This is a genomic window from Streptomyces sp. Tu6071, from assembly GCF_000213055.1.
Taxonomy (GTDB): Bacteria; Actinomycetota; Actinomycetes; order Streptomycetales; family Streptomycetaceae; genus Streptomyces; species Streptomyces evansiae.
This window is the reverse complement of the sequence record NZ_CM001165.1, coordinates 2853103-2874427: the sequence shown is the minus strand read 5'-3', so window position 1 is coordinate 2874427 and position 21325 is coordinate 2853103. Positions and strand designations below refer to the sequence as shown.

The window sequence follows — 21325 nt, the reverse complement described above, 5'->3', positions numbered from 1 at the left end:
TACTGCGCTGCGGTGCGTACCGCTCACCTCACCGAAGGTGGCGGAGGACGCCCCGGCACCTTCCGAGGGCCTCACGCGTTGACTGTCTTGGCAGACCTCCCGGCGCGGGCGGGTCCTCGCATACGATGGCCGTTGCCCGAAGACTTGACCGTGCCAGGCCCCGACCGGCAAGGAGACCAACCCTCGTGTCCGTCCTCTCGAAGATCATGCGTGCAGGCGAAGGCAAGATCCTGCGCAAGCTGCACCGCATCGCGGACCAGGTCAACTCCATCGAAGAGGACTTCGTCAGCCTCTCCGACGCCGAGCTGCGCGCGCTCACCGACGAGTACAAGCAGCGCGTCGCGGACGGGGAGTCCCTGGACGACCTGATGCCCGAGGCTTTCGCCACCGTGCGCGAGGCCGCCAAGCGCGTCCTCGGCCAGCGCCACTACGACGTGCAGATCATGGGCGGCGCCGCCCTGCACATGGGATACGTCGCCGAGATGAAGACCGGTGAGGGCAAGACCCTCGTCGGCACCCTCCCCGCGTACCTCAACGCGCTCTCGGGCAAGGGCGTGCACCTCATCACGGTCAACGACTACCTCGCCGAGCGCGACTCCGAGCTGACCGGCCGGGTGCACAAGTTCCTGGGCCTGAGCATCGGCTGCATCCTCGCCAACATGACCCCGGCCGAGCGCCGCGAGCAGTACGGCCGCGACATCACGTACGGCACGAACAACGAGTTCGGCTTCGACTACCTGCGCGACAACATGGCCTGGTCGCAGGACGAGCTGGTGCAGCGCGGCCACAACTTCGCGATCGTCGACGAGGTCGACTCGATCCTCGTGGACGAGGCCCGTACGCCGCTCATCATCTCCGGCCCCGCCGACCAGGCGACCAAGTGGTACGGCGACTTCGCCCGCCTCGTGAAGCGCCTGGAGCGCGGTGAGCCGGGCAACCAGCTCAAGGGCATCGAGGAGACCGGCGACTACGAGGTCGACGAGAAGAAGCGCACCGTCGCGATCCACGAGCCGGGCGTCGCGAAGGTCGAGGACTGGCTCGGCATCGACAACCTCTACGAGTCCGTGAACACCCCCCTGGTCGGTTACCTCAACAACGCGATCAAGGCCAAGGAGCTGTTCAAGAAGGACAAGGACTACGTCGTCATCGACGGCGAGGTCATGATCGTCGACGAGCACACCGGCCGCATCCTCGCGGGCCGCCGCTACAACGAGGGCATGCACCAGGCGATCGAGGCGAAGGAAGGGGTGGACATCAAGGACGAGAACCAGACGCTCGCCACGATCACCCTCCAGAACTTCTTCCGCCTGTACGACAAGCTCTCCGGCATGACCGGTACGGCGATGACCGAGGCCGCCGAGTTCCACCAGATCTACAAGCTCGGCGTCGTGCCGATCCCGACGAACAAGCCGATGGTCCGCATGGACCAGTCGGACCTCATCTACCGCACCGAGGTCGCCAAGTTCGACGCGGTCGTGGACGACATCGTCGAGAAGCACGAGAAGGGGCAGCCGATCCTCGTCGGCACCACCTCCGTCGAGAAGTCCGAGTACCTCTCGCAGCAGCTCGCCAAGCGCGGCGTGCAGCACGAGGTGCTCAACGCCAAGCAGCACGACCGGGAGGCGACGATCGTCGCCCAGGCCGGGCGCAAGGGCGCGGTCACGGTCGCCACCAACATGGCCGGTCGCGGTACGGACATCAAGCTCGGCGGGAACCCGGACGACCTCGCCGAGGCCGAGCTGCGCCAGCGCGGTCTCGACCCGGTCGAGCACGTCGAGGAGTGGGCCGCCGCGCTCCCGGCCGCCCTGGAGCGCGCCGAGGCCGCCGTGAAGGCGGAGTTCGAGGAGGTCAAGGACCTCGGCGGGCTCTACGTCCTCGGCACCGAGCGGCACGAGTCGCGCCGTATCGACAACCAGCTCCGCGGTCGCTCGGGCCGTCAGGGCGACCCGGGCGAGTCCCGCTTCTACCTCTCGCTCGGCGACGACCTCATGCGGCTCTTCAAGGCGCAGATGGTCGAGCGCGTCATGTCGATGGCGAACGTGCCCGACGACATGCCGATCGAGAACAAGATGGTCACCCGCGCCATCGCCTCGGCCCAGTCCCAGGTCGAGCAGCAGAACTTCGAGACCCGCAAGAACGTCCTCAAGTACGACGAGGTCCTCAACCGGCAGCGCGAGGTCATCTACGGCGAGCGCCGCCGCGTCCTGGAGGGCGAGGACCTCCAGGACCAGGTCATCCACTTCATGGACGACACGATCGACGCGTACGTCGCCGCCGAGACCGCCGAGGGCTTCGCCGAGGAGTGGGACCTCGACCGGCTGTGGAACGCCTTCCGCCAGCTCTACCCCGTGCGCGTCACGGTCGAGGAGCTGGAGGACGAGGCCGGGGACCGCGCCGGGCTCACCGCCGAGTACATCGCCGAGGCGATCAAGCAGGACATCCACGAGCAGTACGACAAGCGCGAGGAGCAGCTCGGCTCCGAGATCATGCGCGAGCTGGAGCGCCGCGTCGTCCTCTCCGTCCTCGACCGCAAGTGGCGCGAGCACCTCTACGAGATGGACTACCTCCAGGAGGGCATCGGCCTGCGCGCCATGGCGCAGAAGGACCCCCTGGTCGAGTACCAGCGCGAGGGCTTCGACATGTTCAACGCCATGATGGACGGCATCAAGGAGGAGTCCGTCGGCTACCTGTTCAACCTGGAGGTCCAGGTCGAGCAGCAGGTCGAGGAGGTTGAGGTCCAGGACGAGGCCCCGCAGGACGCCGTACCGGCCCCCGCCGGACGCCCGGAGATCCGCGCGAAGGGGCTCGACGCCCCGCAGCGCGCCGACCGCCTCCACTTCTCCGCCCCGACCGTGGACGGCGAGGGCGGCGTGGTCGAGGGCGAGTTCGCCTCGGAGCCGGGCGAGCCGGTGGTCGCGGGCGACGGGATGACCCGCGCGGAGCGCCGCAAGGCCCAGAAGGGGCGGCGGCGCAAGAAGTAACCCCTACTGGCCGTGGGCCCGGCGGGAGTTGGCCGGGACCGGTGACGTGTGGGGTTCGCCTTGCGAGCGTGAGCTGTGGTGAGCTGTGGGTGTCGGCTCCATTGCCTTCGGGCGGTGGGGCCGATGGCCTTTTCCGGGGGATCTTCTGGTGGCAGGGCGGGGGAGCCGGGCCGTGCGGGGGAGGCGGGCCGTGCGGGGGTGAACACGGGGCTGGATGTTCACTCGATGGGGGACATCGGGATCGGCTCCTTCCGGGGCGAGAGTTGACGGGCGGGACCGGCGGGCAGGGGGGTGGGGCTCGGTGTTGTGGGGGCGTGGGCGGGGGGCTGCGAGAGGGGGCCCCCGCCTGGGCGGGGGTGGTCCCGGGTGGCCCGAGGAGGCCCTCCTTCGGGCGCTGCGCTCCCCGCCCCCCCGGTGGGGACGGCCCCACGGATGGCCCAGCTCCTCAAAGACGGCCGTCCCCACCCCGTACCCCCCACGCCGACAGGCCCCGGACCGTCCAGCGGTCCGGGGCCTGTCGGCGCGTCAGGCGGCGCGTAGGCGCTACGGCGCCAGTTCCAGCGCCGTGCATCTCCAGACGCCGTCGCCCCGGTCCTCCAGCCGGAAGGCGATCGCGTGGACGCGGCCGTCCGCCTCCAGGGTCGCGCTCGCCTCCAGGATTCCCGGGCCGACCTGGGTGGCCCGGGTGGTGCGCAGGACCGGGGTCGCGGTGCGGTAGGGCGGGGCCGCGGTGGTCAGGTGGTGGAGGGCCGTGCCGGTGGCGAGGCCCCAGAGGTCCTGCGGGGTGCGGTGGCCGGTGAGGGCGGCCAGGAGGCGGCGGGCCCACTCGTCCTGCGGCGGTCCGGGACGGACCGGCCCGCGGCGGCGGCCGGCCGGGGCGCGGCCCGCCGGGCCCGAGGGGCCGCGGGTGGCTCCGCGCCGACGGCGGCGCTGGGCGGGGACGCGCGGGGATTCGTCACTCTCGGTCGTGGGCATCGGGCACCTCTCTCCGGGAAAACGCGGTTGTTACTGGTTGGTAGGTGGAGAGTTCGGGAATCCGGCGATGCGACTCGTCACCGTCCGTGTGTGATGACCTCGGCCGCAGGTTCACCGATCCGGGTGAGCCCCACGCGCCCCACGTATCCTTGCCGCACCGGCGAAAGGATGCGGTTGCCATGCGTGTGTACGTCCCGCTCACTCTCAGTGCGCTCGCGCGGGCCCATGAGGGGGGCGAGCTGGGGGTGGCTTCTTTCACGGCGTACGCCGTGACGCCCGCTCTGCGCGAGTGGTACGTGTCCGACGACATCGAGGAGCTGGAGTACGCGGCGCTCAGCCGCGCCGCCGCCGCCTCGCTGCGGCTCCTCGCCGTCGACCCCGCCGAGGCCCGCCGCCGGGTCGTGCTCGCGATCGACGTGGCGGACAGCGCGGCCCGTACCGACCCCGACCACGGGATGGACCCGGACTCCGTCGGCGAGGTGCGGCTCGCGGGCCCCCTCCGGCTCGCGAAGGCCGCCGCCGTGCACGCGGACGGCGAGGAGGCCGTCAAGGACGTGACCGCGGCGGCGGAGGCGCTCGGCGCGGCCGACCAGGGCGACGCGGACGCACGGTTCGTCGTGGACGGGGCGGAGGACCACGAGCTGCTGTGGTTCGCGACGCAGGAGATCCCGTACCTCATCGCCCCGACCGCCGAGGAGCGCTGAGTGGGCGGCGCGATACCCGCCCAGCACCTCGTGTGGGACTGGAACGGCACGCTGTTCCACGACATGGACGCCGTGCTCGGCGCCACCAACGCGGCCTTCGCCGAACTCGCCCTGCCGGGCCTGCGCTCGCTCACGCTGGAGCGGTACCGCGAGCTGTACCAGGTGCCCGTCACGGAGTTCTACGAGGCGCTGATGGGGCGGGCGCCCACGCCCGCGGAGTGGGAGCTGATGGACGGTACGTTCCAGCGCCACTACGCGCGCGAGAGCGTGCGGTGCGGGCTCACGGCGGGGGCCGTGGACGTGCTCGACGGGTGGCGCGACTCCGGCCGCAGCCAGTCGCTCCTGAGCATGTACGGGCACGAGGACCTCGTCCCGCTCGTCGAGGGCTTCGGCATCGCGGACCGCTTCGTACGGGTCCAGGGGCGGACCGGGCCCTCCGGCGGGAGCAAGGCCGAGCACCTCGTACGGCACCTGGCGGCGCTCGCCGACGACGTCGCCCCGGCCCGTACGGTCGTCATCGGCGACGCGGCGGACGACGGCCACGCGGCCCGCGCCGCCGGAGCCCGCGCCGTCCTCTACACCGGCGGCTCCCACAGCCGCGCGAGCCTCGCCCGCACGGGCTTCCCGGTCGCCGACTCGCTCGCGGAGGCGGTCGGGATGGCGGCGGCGGGAGTCTGAGCCCGGCCCGGGGCGCGCGCATCGCCGAGCCCCGGCCACCCCCACGCACGGGCTTCCGCATCCCCGAGTCCCGGCCACCTCCGGCCCTCGGCCAGGGCTCCCGCATCCGCGTACCCCCGGCCCCGGGCTCCCGCATCCGCGTACCCCCGGCCACCCCGTCTCCGCCCCCGTCTCCGCCCCGCCTCCGCTCATCCCCCTCACCCTCCGCACCCCCATGCGTACGCTGGGACGCGATCAGGCGGTGTCTGCCGGTGGCAGTTCGGGCTTCAGGGGACGGGGGCGGGGCGTGCGCGGTGGGTTCGGGCAGGGGCGGCGGGGTGGGTTGCCGGTCGAGGTGACCCGGTTCGTGGGGCGGGAGCGCGAGGTCGCCGAGCTGGGCGATGTGCTCGGCGGGGTACGGCTGTTGACCGTCATCGGGCCCGGTGGCGTGGGGAAGAGCCGGACCGCCCTGCGCGTCGCCGCCGCGGCGCGGGAGCGGTATCCCGACGGGGTGTGGCTCGCCGAGCTGTCGGCCCTGCGCGATCCCGAACTGCTGCCCGCGACGCTCGCCGCCGTGCTCGGGCTGCCGGAGTCCAGTGCGCAGGAGGGGCCCGCCTCGGCCCCGTACGGGCCCTCGGGGCGGCCCGCGCTCGACGCCGTCGTCGCACACCTGCGCGAGCGTCAGGCGCTCGTCGTCCTCGACACCTGCGAACACCTGCTCGACGCCTGCGCGGCGCTCGCCGACCTCGTGCTCCGCGAGGCGCCCGGCGTGAGCGTGCTCGCGACGAGCCGCCAGCCCCTCGACGTCCCCGGCGAGCACTGCCGCGCGCTCGCGCCGCTCGACGAGGACGACGCCGTGGCGCTCTTCGCCCAGCGCGCCGCCGACGCCGCGCCCGGGTTCGCCGCGCGCGGGGCAGACGCCGCGCGGGTGCGGGCGCTCGTGCGGCGCCTCGACGGCATCCCGCTCGCGCTCGAACTCGCCGCCGTGCGCCTGCGCGCCGCCCCGCTCGACCAGCTCCTCGACCGCGTGGACGACCGCTTCCACGTCCTCACCGGCGGGCGCCGCACCGCGCTGACCCGGCACCAGACGCTCCGTACCGCCGTCGACTGGTCGTACGAGCTGTGCACCCCGGCGGAGCGGCTGCTGTGGGCGCGGCTCTCGGTCTTCGACGGGCCCTTCACGCCGGAGGCGGCCGAGGCGGTGTGCGGGGACACGGGCGGCGAGCTGCCCGCGCGGGACGTGTTCCGGCACCTCATCGGGCTCGTCGACAAGTCCGTCGTACAGCGCCCCGGGGCGGGCGGCGGCCGGTACCGGATGCTCGACACGCTGCGCGAGTACGGGGCCGGGCGGCTCGCCGAGACGCCCGGGGCCGAGGCGGTGCGGGACCGTTTCCTCACGTACTACGCGGCCCTCGCCGCCCGGCTGCACACGCGGCTCCTCAGCTCCGAGCAGCCGGCGCTGCACCGCGCGGTGCACGAGGAGATCCCGCACCTGCGCGCCGCCCTCGGCCTCTCCCTCACGAGCGACAGCCCGGAGCGCGCGAGCGCCGGGCTGCTGCTCGCCGCGCACCTGTGGCCGTACTGGCGGGCACGCGCCGCGATCTCCGAGGGGCACTACTGGCTCGACAAGGGCCTCGCGCTCGTCCCCGAGGACCCGCCGGGGCCGGTGGGCAGGGAGGCGCGCGCCTGGGCGCTGCTCGGCTCGGGCTCCTTCGGCCTGTGGACCGGCGACCTCCCGCTCGCGGCCGAGCGGCTGACGCGGTGTCTCGCCGAGGCGCGCCGGTACGGGTACGAGGACGTCGCCCGGTACGCGGAGGGGCACCTCGCGGGGACGCGGCTGCTGAGCGGGGACGCGGAGGGGACGCTGGAGACGATGGCGCGGCTGCGCGGCGAGTTCGACGCGCGCGGGGACGGCCTCGGGATCGCGATGATCTACCACGAGGAGGCGATCGTGTGGGCCGTGCTCGGCGAGACGGAGCGGGCCCGCGCGATGTGCGACCACATCCTCGGGCACCTCGCCGCGCACGCACCCGGCGAGTGCCAGTTGCGGGCCGCCGCGCTGGTCGTACGGGGAGCCGCGCACTGGCTCGCCGAGCAGGGCGACGCCGAGGGGGAGCGGGTGGCACCGGGGGCCGGGGTCGGGGCGGCGGAGGCGGACTGGCTCGCGGCGCTCGACGCGTGCGCGGAGATCGGGGAGGCGCAGCTCTCGGGGATAGCGGGGATGGGGCTGACCTGGGTCGCCGTGCGGCGGGGGCGGTGGGTGCGGGCGGCGTGGCTGCTCGGGTGGAGCGAGGGGGCGCGGAAGGTGGGCGGCGACCCCGTCTCCGTACTGCCGCCGCTCCAGGCGTGGCACGAGGCGAGCCGGGCCGCGCTCCGCGCGGAGCTGGACGAGGAGGCGTACCGGAGCGGGTACGAGGCGGGCGGGCGGCTCACCGCGGGCGAGGTGCTCGACGCGCTCCGCGCGGACGCGGACCTCCCGGGCGCCGGGCGCCGCCGCTCGCCACGCGGCGCGGACGCGCTGACGCGACGGGAACGGGAGGTGGCTGGCCTGGTGGCCGAGGGCCTGTCGAACCGCGAGATCGCGGAGCGCCTGGTGATCTCGAAGCGCACGGCGGACGCCCACGTGGAACACATCCTGGCGAAGCTGGGAGTGGGCTCACGGGGCGAGGTGGGGGCGGCGCTGGCGGGGGCGTGAGGGGGACGGACCCGGCGAGTGGGAGGGCCGTGTCCCCTCCGGGCGAACCGGGCGGGGCGGACGCCGCGCGTACGTATACCTAAAACCCCCTCCGCCCTACCTATTTCCTCCCGTACCGGTCCGGTCTGTCTTTCCGCGCGGGAAGAATCGTGGGGCGTCGCCGGACGGACCGGGAGGGTCCGGGGGTGGGGGCGGGGCGATCCGGTTCCCCCGTTCCGTGCTCCGCTTCCGGGGTCTCCTCCGGTGGGCGCGCGTGGCCGGCTGTCCTCGTCGGTGGGGCAGCCGGCCCCTCGGCGCGCGAGGAGCGCGTGTCTTTCGCGTCACACTCGGCGGGCTTGTGTGTCGGGGCGGTAAGAAGCGCGCAAATTCGTGGGACGCCCTGGTCGGGGCCCTGCTGAGGCATACGGGAGGGCAGTGGCCTTACGTGACAAGGGAGATGCGGCGCGCTGTGCGTTCCGTCAAAGTCCACCGCTGTGATTTGTACACATACGGCTCATGACGCGGCCCCGGCGGGGAGCGTTAGCCTGGGTCCGTGATCAGCGCGATAGGCCGTGCGGGCATCGAGGCCCCCGCCCTTCGCCCGGCGCACGCACTCCGTGCCCCGGGCGCCGCTGAACGACCGCGCGGGTACGGCGCGCAGCCGGAGGTGGCCGCCCCGGCCGCCGAGGGCACGGATACCGGCAGAGGCGGCACCGCAGGAACGTGCCGCCGCCACCTTCCTTCTACGTCACGCAACGGCGCGCGACAGGAGCCAGAGGATCATGCGGACCAAGCTGGACGATGCCAAGGACGAGCTGCTCGAACGGGCGGCCCGACTCGCTGAGAACCCGACGACGGGCGGCCACCCGCCGATCTCCGTTCCGGCCGGCATCTCGCCGGGAACCCCCGGTTTCGAGAGCGCCCGTGTTCTCCCCTACCTCCAGCGCTACTACCGGCACACCGCCCCCGAGGACGTCGAGGGCCGTGAGCCCGACGACCTCTACGGCGCGGCGATGGCCCACCTCAAGCTCGCGGCCGAACGCCCGCAGGGCACGGCGAAGGTGCGGGTGCACACCCCGACCGTCGACGAGAACGGCTGGTCGTCCCCGCACTCGGTGGTCGAGGTCGTCACCGACGACATGCCCTTCCTCGTGGACTCCGTGACCAACGAGCTGTCCCGGCAGGGCCGCGGCATCCACGCCGTCGTGCACCCCCAGCTCGCGGTCCGCCGCGACCTGACGGGCAAGCTCATCGAGGTCTTCCCCGAGCCGCCCGCCGACGCCGCGCACGACCGGCTCACCGAGTCGTGGATCCACGTCGAGATCGACCGCGAGAGCGACCGCGACGACCTCGAACAGATCACCACCGACCTGCTCCGTGTCCTCTCCGACGTCCGCGAGGCCGTCGAGGACTGGGACAAGATGCGCGACTCCGCGCTCCGCGTCGCCGATCACCTCCCCGACGAGTTCCCCAAGGGCCCCGCGTCCGCCGGGCTCAGGGACCAGGAGGTCCAGGAGGCCCGCGAACTGCTCCGCTGGCTCTCCGCCGACCACTTCACCTTCCTCGGCTACCGCGAGTACGACCTCGTCGCCGACGACGCCCTCGCCCCCGTGCCCGGCACCGGCCTCGGCATCCTGCGCGCCGACCCGCACCACGACACGACCGAGGAACACCCGGTCAGCCCGAGCTTCGGCCGCCTGCCCGCCGACGCGCGCGCCAAGGCCCGCGAGCACACGCTCCTCGTCCTCACCAAGGCGAACAGCCGCGCGACGGTCCACCGCCGCAGCTACCTCGACTACGTGGGCGTCAAGAAGTTCGACGAGAACGGCGAGGTCGTCGGCGAGCGCCGCTTCCTCGGTCTCTTCTCCTCGGCCGCCTACACCGAGTCCGTCAAGCGCGTCCCCGTCGTCCGCCGCAAGGTCGACGAGGTCCTGCGTGCCGCCGGGGTCACCCCGAACAGCCACGACGGCCGCGACCTGCTGCAGATCCTGGAGACGTACCCGCGCGACGAGCTGTTCCAGACGACCCCGGAGGAACTCCTCCCCGTCGTCACCTCCGTGCTCTACCTCCAGGAGCGCCGCCGCCTGCGGCTCTACCTGCGCAAGGACGTCTACGGGCGCTACTACTCCGCGCTCGTCTACCTGCCCCGCGACCTCTACACGACCGAGGTCCGGCTGCGGATCATCGACATCCTCAAGGAGGAACTGGGCGGCGAGACCGTCGACTTCACCGCCTGGAACACCGAATCCGTCCTCTCCAGGCTGCACTTCGTCGTCCGCGTCGCGCCCGGCACCGAGGTCCCCGACCTCAGCGACGGCGAGGCCGCGCGCATCGAGCAGCGGCTCATCGACGCGACGCGCTCGTGGCACGACGGCTTCGGCGAGGCGCTGCGCGAGGAGTTCGGCGAGGAACGCGCCGCCGCACTGCTCCGTACGTACGGGGACGCCTTCCCCGAGGGCTACAAGGCCGACCACTCGCCGCGCGCGGCCGTCGCCGACCTCGCCCACCTGGAGGGGCTGCGCGGCGGCGAGGGCACGGAGGACTCCGCCCTCTCGCTCTACGAGCCGCTCGGCGCCGCCCCGCGCCAGAAGCGCTTCAAGATCTACCGGCTCGGCGGCGAGATCTCGCTCTCCTCGGTGCTCCCCGTGCTGACCCGCCTCGGCGTCGAGGTGGTCGACGAGCGCCCGTACGAGCTGCGCTGCGCGGACCGTACGACTGCCTGGATCTACGACTTCGGCCTGCGGATGCCCGACGGCAGCAGCGACCCGATCGGCGAGGACGCGCGCGAGCGCTTCCAGCAGGCGTTCGGCGCGGTGTGGAGCGGCAAGGCGGAGAACGACGGCTTCAACGCCCTCGTCCTCGGCGCCGGGCTCACCTGGCGGCAGGCGATGGTGCTGCGCGCGTACGCGAAGTACCTGCGGCAGGCGGGCGCGACGTTCAGCCAGGACTACATGGAGGACACCCTCCGCACCAACATCCACACGACCCGCCTGCTCGTCTCGCTCTTCGAGGCGCGCCTGTCGCCCGAGCGCCTGAGCGCGGGGACCGAGCTGACGGACGGGCTCCTCGAAGAGCTGGACGGCGCGCTCGACTCGGTCGCCTCGCTCGACGAGGACCGCATCCTGCGCAGCTTCCTCACCGTCATCAAGGCGACGCTCAGGACGAACTACTTCCAGCGCAAGGGGACGGACGGGGAGCCGCACGCCTACGTGTCGATGAAGTTCGACCCGCAGGCCATCCCCGACCTGCCCGCCCCGCGTCCCGCGTACGAGATCTGGGTGTACTCGCCGCGCGTCGAGGGCGTCCACCTGCGCTTCGGGAAGGTCGCGCGCGGCGGCCTTCGCTGGTCGGACCGGCGCGAGGACTTCCGTACGGAGATCCTCGGGCTCGTCAAGGCGCAGATGGTCAAGAACACCGTCATCGTGCCCGTGGGCGCCAAGGGCGGCTTCGTCGCCAAGCAGCTGCCCGACCCGGCCCAGGACCGCGACGCGTGGATGGCCGAGGGCGTCGCCGCGTACAAGACCTTCATCTCGGCGCTGCTCGACATCACCGACAACCTCGTCGGCGGCAAGGTCGTCCCACCGGAGCGCGTCGTGCGGCACGACGGTGACGACACGTACCTCGTCGTCGCGGCCGACAAGGGCACCGCGACCTTCTCGGACATCGCCAACGGCGTCGCCGAGTCCTACGGCTTCTGGCTGGGCGACGCCTTCGCGTCCGGCGGCTCGGCCGGGTACGACCACAAGGGCATGGGCATCACGGCGCGCGGCGCCTGGGAGTCCGTCAAGCGGCACTTCCGCGAGCTGGGCCACGACACCCAGACCGAGGACTTCCGCGTCGTCGGCGTCGGCGACATGTCCGGCGACGTCTTCGGCAACGGGATGCTGCTCTCCGAGCACATCCGCCTCGTCGCCGCCTTCGACCACCGGCACATCTTCATCGACCCCGAGCCCGACGCCGCGACCTCCTACGCCGAGCGCCGCCGCCTCTTCGAGCTGCCCCGCTCCTCCTGGGCCGACTACGACACGCAGCTGCTCTCCACGGGCGGCGGCGTCTTCCCCCGTACCGCCAAGTCGATCCCCGTCAACGCGCACATCCGGCGCGCCCTCGGCATTGACGACGGCGTCTCGAAGCTCACCCCCGCCGAGCTGATGCGGGCCATCCTCCGGGCCCCCGTGGACCTGCTGTGGAACGGCGGCATCGGCACGTACGTCAAGGCGAGCACCGAGACGGACGCGGAGGTCGGCGACAAGGCGAACGACGCGATCCGCGTCAACGGCGCCGACGTGCGCGCGCAGGTCGTCGGCGAGGGCGGCAACCTCGGGCTCACGCAGCTCGGCCGCATCGAGTTCGCGCGCCTCGGCAACGGCGGCGGTGGCGGCAGGATCAACACCGACGCGATCGACAACAGCGCCGGTGTGGACACCTCCGACCACGAGGTGAACATCAAGATCCTGCTCAACGCCGTCGTCCAGAGCGGCGACATGACCGTCAAGCAGCGCAACGAACTCCTCGCGAGCATGACCGACGAGGTCGGCCGGCTCGTGCTGCGCAACAACTACGCGCAGAACGTCGCGCTCGCCAACGCCGAGGCCGAGGCGCCGAGCCTGCTCCACGCCCACCAGCGCCTCATGCGTCGTCTCGTCAAGGACGGCCACCTGGACCGGGCGCTGGAGTTCCTGCCCGGCGACCGGCAGGTGCGCGAGCTGCTCAACTCCGGCCGCGGGCTCGCCCAGCCGGAGCTGGCCGTGCTCCTCGCGTACACGAAGATCACCGCCGCGCAGGAACTCATCGGCACCTCGCTGCCCGACGACCCCCACCTGCGCCAGCTCCTCTTCGCGTACTTCCCCGAGGAGGTCCGCGAGGAGTACGCGGAGCAGATCGGCGCGCACGCGCTGCACCGCGAGATCATCACGACCGTCCTCGTCAACGACACCGTGAACTCCGGCGGCATCTCCCTCCTGCACCGCCTGCGCGAGGAGACCGGCGCCTCGCTGGAGGAGATCGTGCGGGCGCAGCTCGTCGCGCGCGAGATCTTCGGCCTCGGCGCCGTGTGGGACGCGGTCGAGCGGCTCGACAACGAGGTGCCCGCCGCCGTCCTCACCCGCATCCGGCTGCACTGCCGCCGCCTCGTCGAGCGCGGCACGCGCTGGCTGCTCAACAACCGGCCGCAGCCGCTCCAGCTCGCCGGGACCGTCGAGGCGTTCCGCGACGACGTGCGCGCGGTCTGGGCCCGCCTGCCCGAACTGCTGCGCGGCGCGGACGCCGAGTGGTACGGGTCGATCCTGAAGGAGCTGACCGACGAGGGCGTGCCCGAGGAACTGGCCGCGCGCGTCGCGGGCTTCTCCTCGGTCTTCCCCGCGCTCGACATCGTCGCCGTCGCCGAGCGCACGGGCAGCGAGCCGTTCGCCGTCGCCGAGGTCTTCTACGACGTCGCCGACCGGCTCGGGGTCACGCAGCTCATGGACCGCATCATCGAGCTGCCGCGCGCGGACCGCTGGCAGTCCATGGCGCGCGCCTCGATCCGCGAGGACCTGTACGCGGCCCACGCGGGCCTCACGCAGGACATCCTCGCGGCGGGCGAGCCCGGCGACAGCCCGGAGCGGCGCTTCGAGGTGTGGGCCGGGAAGAACGCGCCGATCCTGACGCGTGCGCGGGCGACCCTCGAGGAGATCCAGAGCAGCGACAGCTTCGACCTGGCGAACCTGTCGGTGGCCATGCGGACGATGCGCACGCTGCTGCGCGCGCACGGCTGAGGTGACCCGGTAGGACCTGGCCGGGGGCGGGCTCTCGTGGAGAGCCCGCCCCCGGCCGTCCCGCGTGTCAGCGCAGTGCCCCCCGGATCACCTTCGCCGCCCGGGACACCACCGACCGGCTCAGCCGCCCCGCCAGGGGGCCGAGCTTCGCCGTGGGGCCCGCGGGGCGCCAGCGGACCTCGATCCGCGCCGTCCCCGCCGCCTCGGGCGAGACCGTCACGACGTGCTCGACGGTGCCGCCGTACGCGCGGGGGCGCGAGGAGACCGGGGGGAAGACGAGCGGGCCCAGGAGCGGCGCGGTGTGGCGGCCCCGCCCCTGCCGCAGTTCGACCACGGGGTGGCGCACGCCGTCGAAGCCCTGGACGGGCAGTGGCGCCTGCCCCGGGTCGAAGCGCACCCGGCCCTCGAAGACCCCGGGGAGCACGGGGTCGCTGCGGAACGCGACCTCGTACCGCCTGCCCCCGGGCGCGAGCACGAGCCGCGCGACCTGCGGGCCGACCGGGAGCCGCAGGAGCGGGTCGTACGTGCGCACCGTGCACCGCAGGACCGTGCCGGGCCCCGTCTCCAGGTCGCGCACCTCGTGCCGGAAGAGCGCCGCCGAGAGCGGGCCCGCCTCGACGCCCTCCTCGCTCAGGTCCAGCTCCGTGCGCGCCTCCCGCGACTGCGGCAGCGGCTCGCCCCAGTACACGTGCCCCCGCTCGTCGTGGCTCACGTGCCGGGGGCCGACGGGCAGGCCGAGCCCGCGCGCGGCGCGCCGGGCCTCTTCGAGGCGTCCGTCCCGGACGAGCCGCAGGACGACGCGCTCGGTGCGCGCCAGCCGCGCGTACGCCTCGGGGGCGAGCGTGTCGAGGTAGGGGGTGACCAACTCGGCGAAGCCCGCGAGCCATTCCGGATCGCGGCGCGGCAGGTCCCCCGCGTACATCCGGAAGTCGTGCTTGAGGAACTTGTAGTCCTTCTCCGGGCGGATCGCGCCGTGCCCGCTCTCCTCCAGGAACGCGTCGATGAGCCGCTGGACGTGGATGCGGTCGGCGACGTTCTCCAGGCGGTCGCGCTGGTTGGAGATCGACGCGCTCCCGGTGGCCGCGTACGGCTCGATGTACCACACGTACACCGGCTCGGGGATGACCGTGAAGGCGCGCGCGAGGCAGTACGCCTGCGCGGAGAAGAGCTGGTCCTCGTAGTGGATGCCCTCGGGGAAGCGGAGCCCGGCCCGGTCGAGGAAGGCGCGCGCGTACATCTTCGACGTGGACAGGTGCTCGAAGAGGAGTTCCGGCTCCTGGTCGATGCCCTCGACCGTGCGCCGCTCGGTCACCAAATGGGGCATCCACAAAGATGACTTGCCCGTGTCGACCCGGACCCTGCGCACCGCGCCCATCACGAAGTCGACCTCCCGCGCCCGGTGCGCGGCCAGGAGCTTCGCGACGGCGTCGGGCGGGAGCTCGTCGTCGCTGTCGAGGAACATCACGTACGGGGCCGTCGCGACATCGAGCGCGCGGTTGCGCGGGACGCTGCACCCCCCGCTGTTCTCGGGCAGGCGCAGGTGGCGCACGCGCGGGTCGGCGGCGGCGAGGGAGCGCGCGACCTCGGGGGTCGCGTCGGTGGAGTGGTCGTCGCTGATGACGACTTCGAGGGCGCGATGGGTCTGCGCGAGGACGCTGCGCACGGCGCGCGGGAGGCGGTCGGCGTCGTTGTAGGCGATGACGACGACGGTGACGTCCGGGGGCGGGGGCGTCGCCGCCGACGTCGCGGCCGTGGAAGGGGTGTTCTTCTGGTCGGTCGTCGGAGTCGCGGTCATGCGGACACGGCCTCCTCGGGCGTGGGGGCGGGGGTGCGCTCCGCGAGCGGGAGCACGGGCGGGAGTTCGGCGTCCGGGGTGCCCAGGAACACGCGCCGGACGACGCGTTCGGCGGCGCGCCCGTCGTCGAAGGCGCAGAACCGCTCCCGGAAGGCGGCGCGCGCCGTCCGCGCGGCGGTGTCGCGCCACGCGTCGCCCGCGAGGATCTCCGTCAGCTCGTCCTCGGTGCGGGCGACCGCGCCCGGGGGCCGCTCCATGAGGTCGAAGTAGACGCCGCGCGTGGCCTGGTAGATCTCCCAGTCGTCGGCGTAGACCACGATCGGGCGGTCCAGGTGCGCGTAGTCGAACATGATCGACGAGTAGTCCGTGACGAGGGCGTCGGCCGCGAGGGCCAGTTCCTCCACGGGCTCGTACGCGGAGACGTCGAGCACCCGGCGGGTCGCGCGCAGCCCGGCCAGCTCGCTCGGGCTCGACGAGTAGAAGTAGTGTCCGCGCACGAGCAACACCGTGTCGGGGCCCAGGCGTTCGGTGAGGCGTGCGAGGTCGAGCCGGGGGTGCCACTCGCTCTCGTAGTCGCGGTGCGTCGGCGCGTAGAGCACGGCCCGTACCCCGGGCGCGATGCCGAGCCGCGTCCGCACCGCCCGCACCAGGTCCGGACCGGCCGTGTAGTACACGTCGTTGCGCGGGTAGCCGTGCTCCAGCTCGGTGTACCCGGAGGGGTAGGCGTGGCGCCACATGAGCGTCGAGTGCCGGTTCGAGGTGAGGCTGTAGTCCCACTTGTCGATGCGGCGCAGCAACTGCCGGAAGTCCAGCCCGTGCGCGGCGGCCGGGTAGGGCATCTGGTCCAGGCCCATGCGCTTGAGCGGGGTGCCGTGGTGGGTCTGGAGGTGGAGCTGGCCGGGCCGCTTCACCCAACCGGTCGGGAAGTTGACGTTGTTGACGAGGTACGTGGCGCGGGCCATCGCCTCCTGGTAGCGGGGCGTGCCCGGCACGACGTGCTCGGTCCCCGGCGGGAGCAGCGGCACGCGTGCCCGGCCGCTGACCCACACGGGCTTGATGTGCGGGGCGATCTCGGCGAGCTTCGTGGCGATCGCGCCCGGGTTGCAGGTCACGCCCCTGTTCCAGTACGCGGTGAAGACGGCGAGGTCCGGGTCGAGCGGCGCCTTGCGGGCCGCGCGGCCCCGGCGCGCGCGGACCTTCGCGCCGAGCGCCCGCTTCTGCTTCCGCGCGAGTGAACGCCAGTGCCTGCGCCGGTCGTTGAACTCGGCGAGCCGCAGGTACCGCTCGTACGAGCCCGCTTCGAGGAGCTTCTGCCGCACCCCGTCGACGCCCTCGGGCGCCCGGTGCCCCTCCGGCTTGCAGGCCCGCGCGGCCTCGGCCGCCGCGAGGAAGAAACCCCGGTCGTGGCCACGCTGTTCGCGCGCGATGATGTGCAGCCAGTCCTCGGTCATGAGGTCGTAGAGCGTGCGGCGCAGCGGCGCGGTCGCGGGGCCCGGCTCCAGGAGGCGGTACGCGGCCACGTACGGCTCGACGCGCCCTTCGGGGCCGTCCGCGACCGGCGGCGGGAGCGTCGCGGCGCGCTGCGTGCGCGCGTCGAGCGCGAGCTGGTCACTGCACGCGACGCGGTCGGCGAGGAGCGGCAGCGCGTACGCCGTGTACAGCGCGTTTCCCGCCGTCAGCACCTCCTCGTGCGCCCGCCAGAACGAGGCCCGCACGAGGCGCGTGCCGAGCAGCGGCGCGAGGCGGAGCAGCCCGGGGAGCGTCACGAGCGGGAGGGGGCTGTGCCCGGCCTTGTCCAGGAGGGGGCCGTCGGGGGAGGGGGCGCCGTCGGTCGACCACGTCGAGCGCGTGTGGTTGAGGAGGATCACGTCGGCGTGGTGGCGGCCCGCCGGGACCGAGCAGAGCTGGATCGCGCCCGTCAGCGCGTGCAGACTCCCCGCCGGGAGCCGGTCCCGGCCCGCGACGAACTGCAGCCACTCGCCGCCGGCCCGCCGCGCCCCCGCGACACGCGCCTCCGCCTCCGGAGTGCCGTCGGGCACCTCGACGACGACGAGCCGCCCGTCCTTCGCCACCGCCCGCGCGCTCGCCTCGCGCGCCTCCGCGTCGGTCGGCACCACGACGACCTCGGCCTCGGGCTCCCGGCCGCCCTCGCGCCCGTGCCCGCCGTGGCTCTTGTTCCCGCCGCGGCCCTTGCTCCCGCTGTGTCCGCCGCGCTTGCCGTGTCCGGCGTGCCCGGCGTGCCCGGCGTGTCCTGCGTGCCCGCCGTGTCCGTCGTTCCCGGGCGGCGGGAGCTGGCGCAGCACCCCGGCCAGGCACTCGGCGAAGGAGCCCCGGACGTCGGGTCCGTGGACGATGACGGTGACACGTGGCGGCACGGTGGGGCCCCTTTCCCTCGGCACTGGTCAGTGTGCGTCCGGAAAGGGGCGGTTTCCTGCGGTGTGGGCTGTTCGGGTGGCGCGACGACGGGGGACACCGGACGCGAGCGTGGGGCGTGACGGGGGCCCGGTCCGGCCCCGCCGGGGTCAGCGGGCCGAGAACTTCTCGTACTCCCGCAGGACCTCCGCCGTGGGCCCGTCCATCCGCAGCTCCCCGTGCTCCAGCCACAGCGCCCGCTCGCACGTGTCGCGGATCGACTTGTTGCTGTGGCTCACGAGGAACACCGTCCCCGCCTGCTCGCGAAGCTGCCTGATCCGCGCCTCGGAGCGCTTGCGGAAGCTCGCGTCGCCCGTCGCGAGCGCCTCGTCGACGAGGAGTACGTCGTGGTCCTTGACGGCCGCGATCGAGAACCGCAGCCGCGCCGCCATCCCCGAGGAGTACGTGCGCATCGGCAGGCTCGCGAAGTCGCCCTTCTCGTTGATCCCCGAGAACTCCACGATCTGCGGGGCGCGCTCGCGCACCTCCGCGCGGCTCATGCCCATCGCGAGGCCACCGAGCTCGATGTTCCGCTCGCCGGTGAGGTCGTTCATGAGCGCGGCGTTGACGCCGAGGAGCGAGGGCTGCCCGTCCGTGTAGATCCGCCCCGACTCGACGGGCAGCAGCCCGGCGATGGCCTTGAGCAGCGTCGACTTCCCCGAGCCGTTGCTCCCGATGAGCCCGATCGCCTCGCCGCGCCACGCCGTGAACGACACGTTCCGCACGGCGTGCACCTGCCGCCCGCCGGGCCCCTGGCGCCGTACGAGCCGGCTCAGCGCGGCGGTCGCGGAGCCGCGCCCGCCCTTGGCGCCGTTGACGCGGTAGACGATGTCGACGTTCTCGGCGATGACGGTGGGGCGCCGCTCACCGGCGGCGGGGGCGGTGGCCGCGGTGGCCGGGCTCCCGGCGGGTGCGGGGCTCCCGGGGGTCTTCTCCGTCGTGCGGGTCTCAGCCACGTCCGTACCTCTCCTCGGCCTTCCAGAAGTAGACGAAGCCGCCGACGCCGCTCAGCAGCGCCCAGCCGAGGGCGATGGCCCACACGTGGGGCGGGAGCTGGTCGGAGTGGAAGCTGTCGATGAGCGCGAAGCGCATGAGATCGATGAAGACGGCCGGGGGATTGCACTGGAGGACCGTGTGCACCCAGCTCGGCAGGTCGTGCTTGGCGAGCATGTGGGGAAGGCTGAACATCACGCCGGAGGTGTACATCCAGGTGCGCGTGATGAACGGCATGAGCTGCGCGACGTCCGGGGTCTTCGCGCCGACGCGCGCCAGGATCAGCGCGAGCCCCGTGTTGAAGACGAACTGGAGCAGCAGCGCGGGCACCACGAGCACCCACGACGGCTGCGGCCACACGCCGAAGGCGAAGAGGATCACGACGAGCGCGATCATCGAGTACAGGAGCTGCTGGAGCTGCTGGAGCGTGAACGAGATCGGCAGCGAGGCGCGCGGGAAGTGCAGCGCGCGCACGAGGCCGAGGTTCCCGGCGATCGCGCGGGTCCCGGCCATGGCGCAGGACTGCGTGAACGTGAAGATGAAGACGCCGGTGACGAGGAACGGCACGAAGTCCGGCACACCCCGGCTGGTGCCGAGCAGCAGCCCGAAGATCAGCAGGTAGACGCCCGCGTTGAGGAGCGGGGTCATGACCTGCCAGAGCTGGCCGAGCTTCGCCTGGCTGTACTGCGCGGTCAGCTTCGCCGTCGAGAAGGCGAGGATGAAGTGCCGCCTGCCCCACAGCTGCCGCACGTACTCCGCGAGCGGGGGCCGCGCGCCGCTGACCGAGAGGCCGTACCGGGCGGCGAGCTGGGCGCCGCTGAGATGCGTGTCGGGACCGCCGGTGGCCGCGGGGGCTGTCCCGGCGCCCGGCGTGGGGTCCTGCCATGGGGGGAGGGGATCGAGAACCTGGCTCACACGCGCCGCCTTCACTGGGGGACGTCGGTACGTCGTGGGTACGCCGTCACGTCGGAACGCAACCGTATCGTCGTTGCGCAGCCTAGGCCGGGAGGACGTCGCAACGCAACCGTTTCGTCGTGGCCCGCCTATGCTGAACGGCATGGCGAGTGGCGCGAAGGAAGACGACGGGGAAACGGGCGGGGCGGAGGCGGGGCCCGGCCGCGGTACGGGCACGGGTGGCGCCGGGGGGCCGGGCGGCGCTGGGGGGCCGGGTGGCGCGGCGGCCTCCCCGGGCAAGGCGCGGCGGGCCCCGGCCGGTGCCGCCGTGCTGCGCGAGGACGTCACCGAGGCGATCCGTGCCGCCGTCTTCGCCGAGCTGGCCGCCGTCGGCTACGGGCGCATGTCGATCGAGGGCGTGGCGCGCCGCGCGGGCGTCGGCAAGACGGCCGTCTACCGCCGCTGGCGCTCGAAGCTGCACCTCGTGCTCGACCTGGTCTCCGCGATAGCCCTCCAGGGGCTGCCCGCGCCCGACACGGGCTCGCTCGAAACGGACCTGCACCTGCTCTACGAGGTCGCTTCGCGCGCCCTGCGCCACCCGGCGGCCTCCCAGATCGTCCCCGACCTCTTCGCCGAGGCGGCCCGCAACCCGGACCTCCAGGAAGCCCTGGAGAAGGCCCTGCGCGAGGCGCAGCGGAGCGTGGCCCAGGGCGTCCTGGACGCGGCGGCGGCGCGCGGCGAGGTCCGCGCGGCCCTGGACCGCGACCTCGCCCTCGACCTGATCACGGGCCCGCTGTACTGGCGCGTCCTCGTCGTCCGCACCAAGACGCACCGCGGCTACCCGGCGGCCCTGGCGAAGACGGTCGCGGCGGGGCTGCGGGGGGCGTGAGCGCCACGACGCCGGACCTGTGGCGCCGCCACCTGGGCACCGTCCCGCCCGAGGTCGTCGTGCTGCCGCCCGACGGGCCCCGCCGACCGCGTCCGGTGCGGGAACGCCTCCCGGCTACTGCGGCTTGAAGGACCGGATCTGGTAGTTGCCCTGGAGGTTGCCCTTGCCGTTCTTCGGGGTGGAGCCGACGCGATTCTTGTAGTTGGTCTGGGTGTAGTACTGGACGCGGTGGCCGGTGCGGTTGAAGACGGAGCGGACGTTCGCGCCGCGCTGGATGAACGAGCAGTTGTCGGCGGTGTTGGCCAGCTTCGACTGGGACCACTGGCACCGGGTCCCGGTCCCGTTCCAGCCGTCGTAGACGCAGAAGTACCCGGGGCCGCAGCTGTAGGCGGCCGGGCTCTGCCGGGGCGCGGCGGCAGCCGCGGGGACCGCGCCGAGCGCCGCCACGCTCAGGGCGACGACGGAGACGGCGAACGAAGGGGTACGGCGCATAAGGCGCTCCTCTTGCTGGTCGGAAGGCTCTCTCCCTGCCGCGGACAGCCTCGCCGCGCCGCCTCCCGCGAAAACGCCCCACCGCCCCAGCACACACCACCGA

The 21325-nt window shown here is 73.2% G+C and carries 12 protein-coding genes; 6 read left to right on the top strand and 6 right to left on the bottom strand.

The features are described from left to right. Nucleotides 1-185 precede the first annotated feature (185 nt). Nucleotides 186-2981, top strand: a complete 2796-nt coding sequence (secA, locus tag STTU_RS11665; protein WP_010262490.1) for a preprotein translocase subunit SecA — start codon at nt 186-188, stop codon at nt 2979-2981. 543 nt (nt 2982-3524) lie between these two features. Here secA and STTU_RS11660 read toward each other — a convergent pair. Further along, nucleotides 3525-3956 (bottom strand): Rv3235 family protein, encoded by a 432-nt coding sequence (locus STTU_RS11660; RefSeq protein ID WP_007822937.1) that lies wholly within the window; start codon nt 3954-3956, stop codon nt 3525-3527. A gap of 179 nt (nt 3957-4135) precedes the next feature. Here STTU_RS11660 and STTU_RS11655 point away from each other — a divergent pair, with 179 nt between their 5' ends. The 4 genes from STTU_RS11655 to STTU_RS11640 all read left to right on the top strand — a co-directional run bounded on the left by STTU_RS11655 (nt 4136) and on the right by STTU_RS11640 (nt 13747). After that, nucleotides 4136-4660: a DUF6912 family protein gene (locus tag STTU_RS11655; RefSeq protein ID WP_043254911.1), complete on the top strand. Its 525-nt coding sequence runs from the start codon at nt 4136-4138 to the stop codon at nt 4658-4660. Further along, nucleotides 4661-5338, top strand: a complete 678-nt coding sequence (locus STTU_RS11650) for an HAD family hydrolase (RefSeq protein WP_007822935.1) — start codon at nt 4661-4663, stop codon at nt 5336-5338. A 322-nt stretch (nt 5339-5660) separates the two neighbouring features. Next, entirely contained in the window at nt 5661-8012 is a 2352-nt protein-coding gene (locus STTU_RS11645; RefSeq protein ID WP_007822934.1) for an ATP-binding protein, read from the top strand. A gap of 761 nt (nt 8013-8773) precedes the next feature. Continuing rightward, the gene (locus STTU_RS11640) at nt 8774-13747 is read left to right on the top strand and encodes an NAD-glutamate dehydrogenase (RefSeq protein ID WP_043254909.1); all 4974 of its coding nucleotides are present in this window, start codon (nt 8774-8776) and stop codon (nt 13745-13747) included. Nucleotides 13748-13814: 67 nt separating this feature from the next. On the opposite strand, the gene STTU_RS11635 is transcribed toward STTU_RS11640, so the two are convergent. The 4 genes from STTU_RS11635 to STTU_RS11620 all read right to left on the bottom strand — a co-directional run bounded on the left by STTU_RS11635 (nt 13815) and on the right by STTU_RS11620 (nt 19862). Further along, entirely contained in the window at nt 13815-15542 is a 1728-nt protein-coding gene (locus STTU_RS11635; RefSeq protein ID WP_043254907.1) for a glycosyltransferase family 2 protein, read from the bottom strand. Next, nucleotides 15539-17917 carry a CDP-glycerol glycerophosphotransferase family protein gene (locus STTU_RS11630; protein WP_007822931.1) on the bottom strand — a complete coding sequence of 793 codons (2379 nt, stop codon included), beginning with the start codon at nt 17915-17917 and terminating at the stop codon, nt 15539-15541. The genes STTU_RS11635 and STTU_RS11630 overlap by 4 nt, the downstream gene beginning before the upstream one ends. A 147-nt stretch (nt 17918-18064) precedes the next feature. Beyond that, a complete protein-coding gene (locus tag STTU_RS11625) occupies nt 18065-18910 on the bottom strand; it encodes an ABC transporter ATP-binding protein (protein ID WP_043254904.1) in 846 nt (281 codons plus the stop codon). Further along, entirely contained in the window at nt 18903-19862 is a 960-nt protein-coding gene (locus tag STTU_RS11620; protein WP_007822929.1) for an ABC transporter permease, read from the bottom strand. The genes STTU_RS11625 and STTU_RS11620 overlap by 8 nt, the downstream gene beginning before the upstream one ends. Nucleotides 19863-19992: 130 nt before the next feature. Here STTU_RS11620 and STTU_RS11615 point away from each other — a divergent pair, with 130 nt between their 5' ends. Beyond that, nucleotides 19993-20730: a TetR/AcrR family transcriptional regulator gene (locus tag STTU_RS11615; protein ID WP_007822928.1), complete on the top strand. Its 738-nt coding sequence runs from the start codon at nt 19993-19995 to the stop codon at nt 20728-20730. Between the two features lie 114 nt (nt 20731-20844). Here the strand turns inward: STTU_RS11615 and STTU_RS11610 are convergent, their stop codons facing one another. Then, nucleotides 20845-21222, bottom strand: coding sequence for a peptidase inhibitor family I36 protein (locus tag STTU_RS11610; RefSeq protein WP_007822927.1), 378 nt, complete (start codon nt 21220-21222; stop codon nt 20845-20847). Between the last annotated feature and the right edge of the window lie 103 nt (nt 21223-21325).

Excerpts from the sequence above, each read along its gene's own strand:
- STTU_RS11660 (WP_007822937.1), bottom strand. The coding sequence starts at position 3,956 with ATGCCCACGACCGAGAGTGACGAATCCCCGCGCGTCCCCGCCCAGCGC.
- STTU_RS11655 (WP_043254911.1), top strand. The coding sequence starts at position 4,136 with ATGCGTGTGTACGTCCCGCTCACTCTCAGTGCGCTCGCGCGGGCCCAT.
- STTU_RS11640 (WP_043254909.1), top strand. The coding sequence starts at position 8,774 with ATGCGGACCAAGCTGGACGATGCCAAGGACGAGCTGCTCGAACGGGCG.
- STTU_RS11635 (WP_043254907.1), bottom strand. The coding sequence starts at position 15,542 with ATGACCGCGACTCCGACGACCGACCAGAAGAACACCCCTTCCACGGCC.
- STTU_RS11615 (WP_007822928.1), top strand. The coding sequence starts at position 19,993 with ATGCTGAACGGCATGGCGAGTGGCGCGAAGGAAGACGACGGGGAAACG.
- STTU_RS11610 (WP_007822927.1), bottom strand. The coding sequence starts at position 21,222 with ATGCGCCGTACCCCTTCGTTCGCCGTCTCCGTCGTCGCCCTGAGCGTG.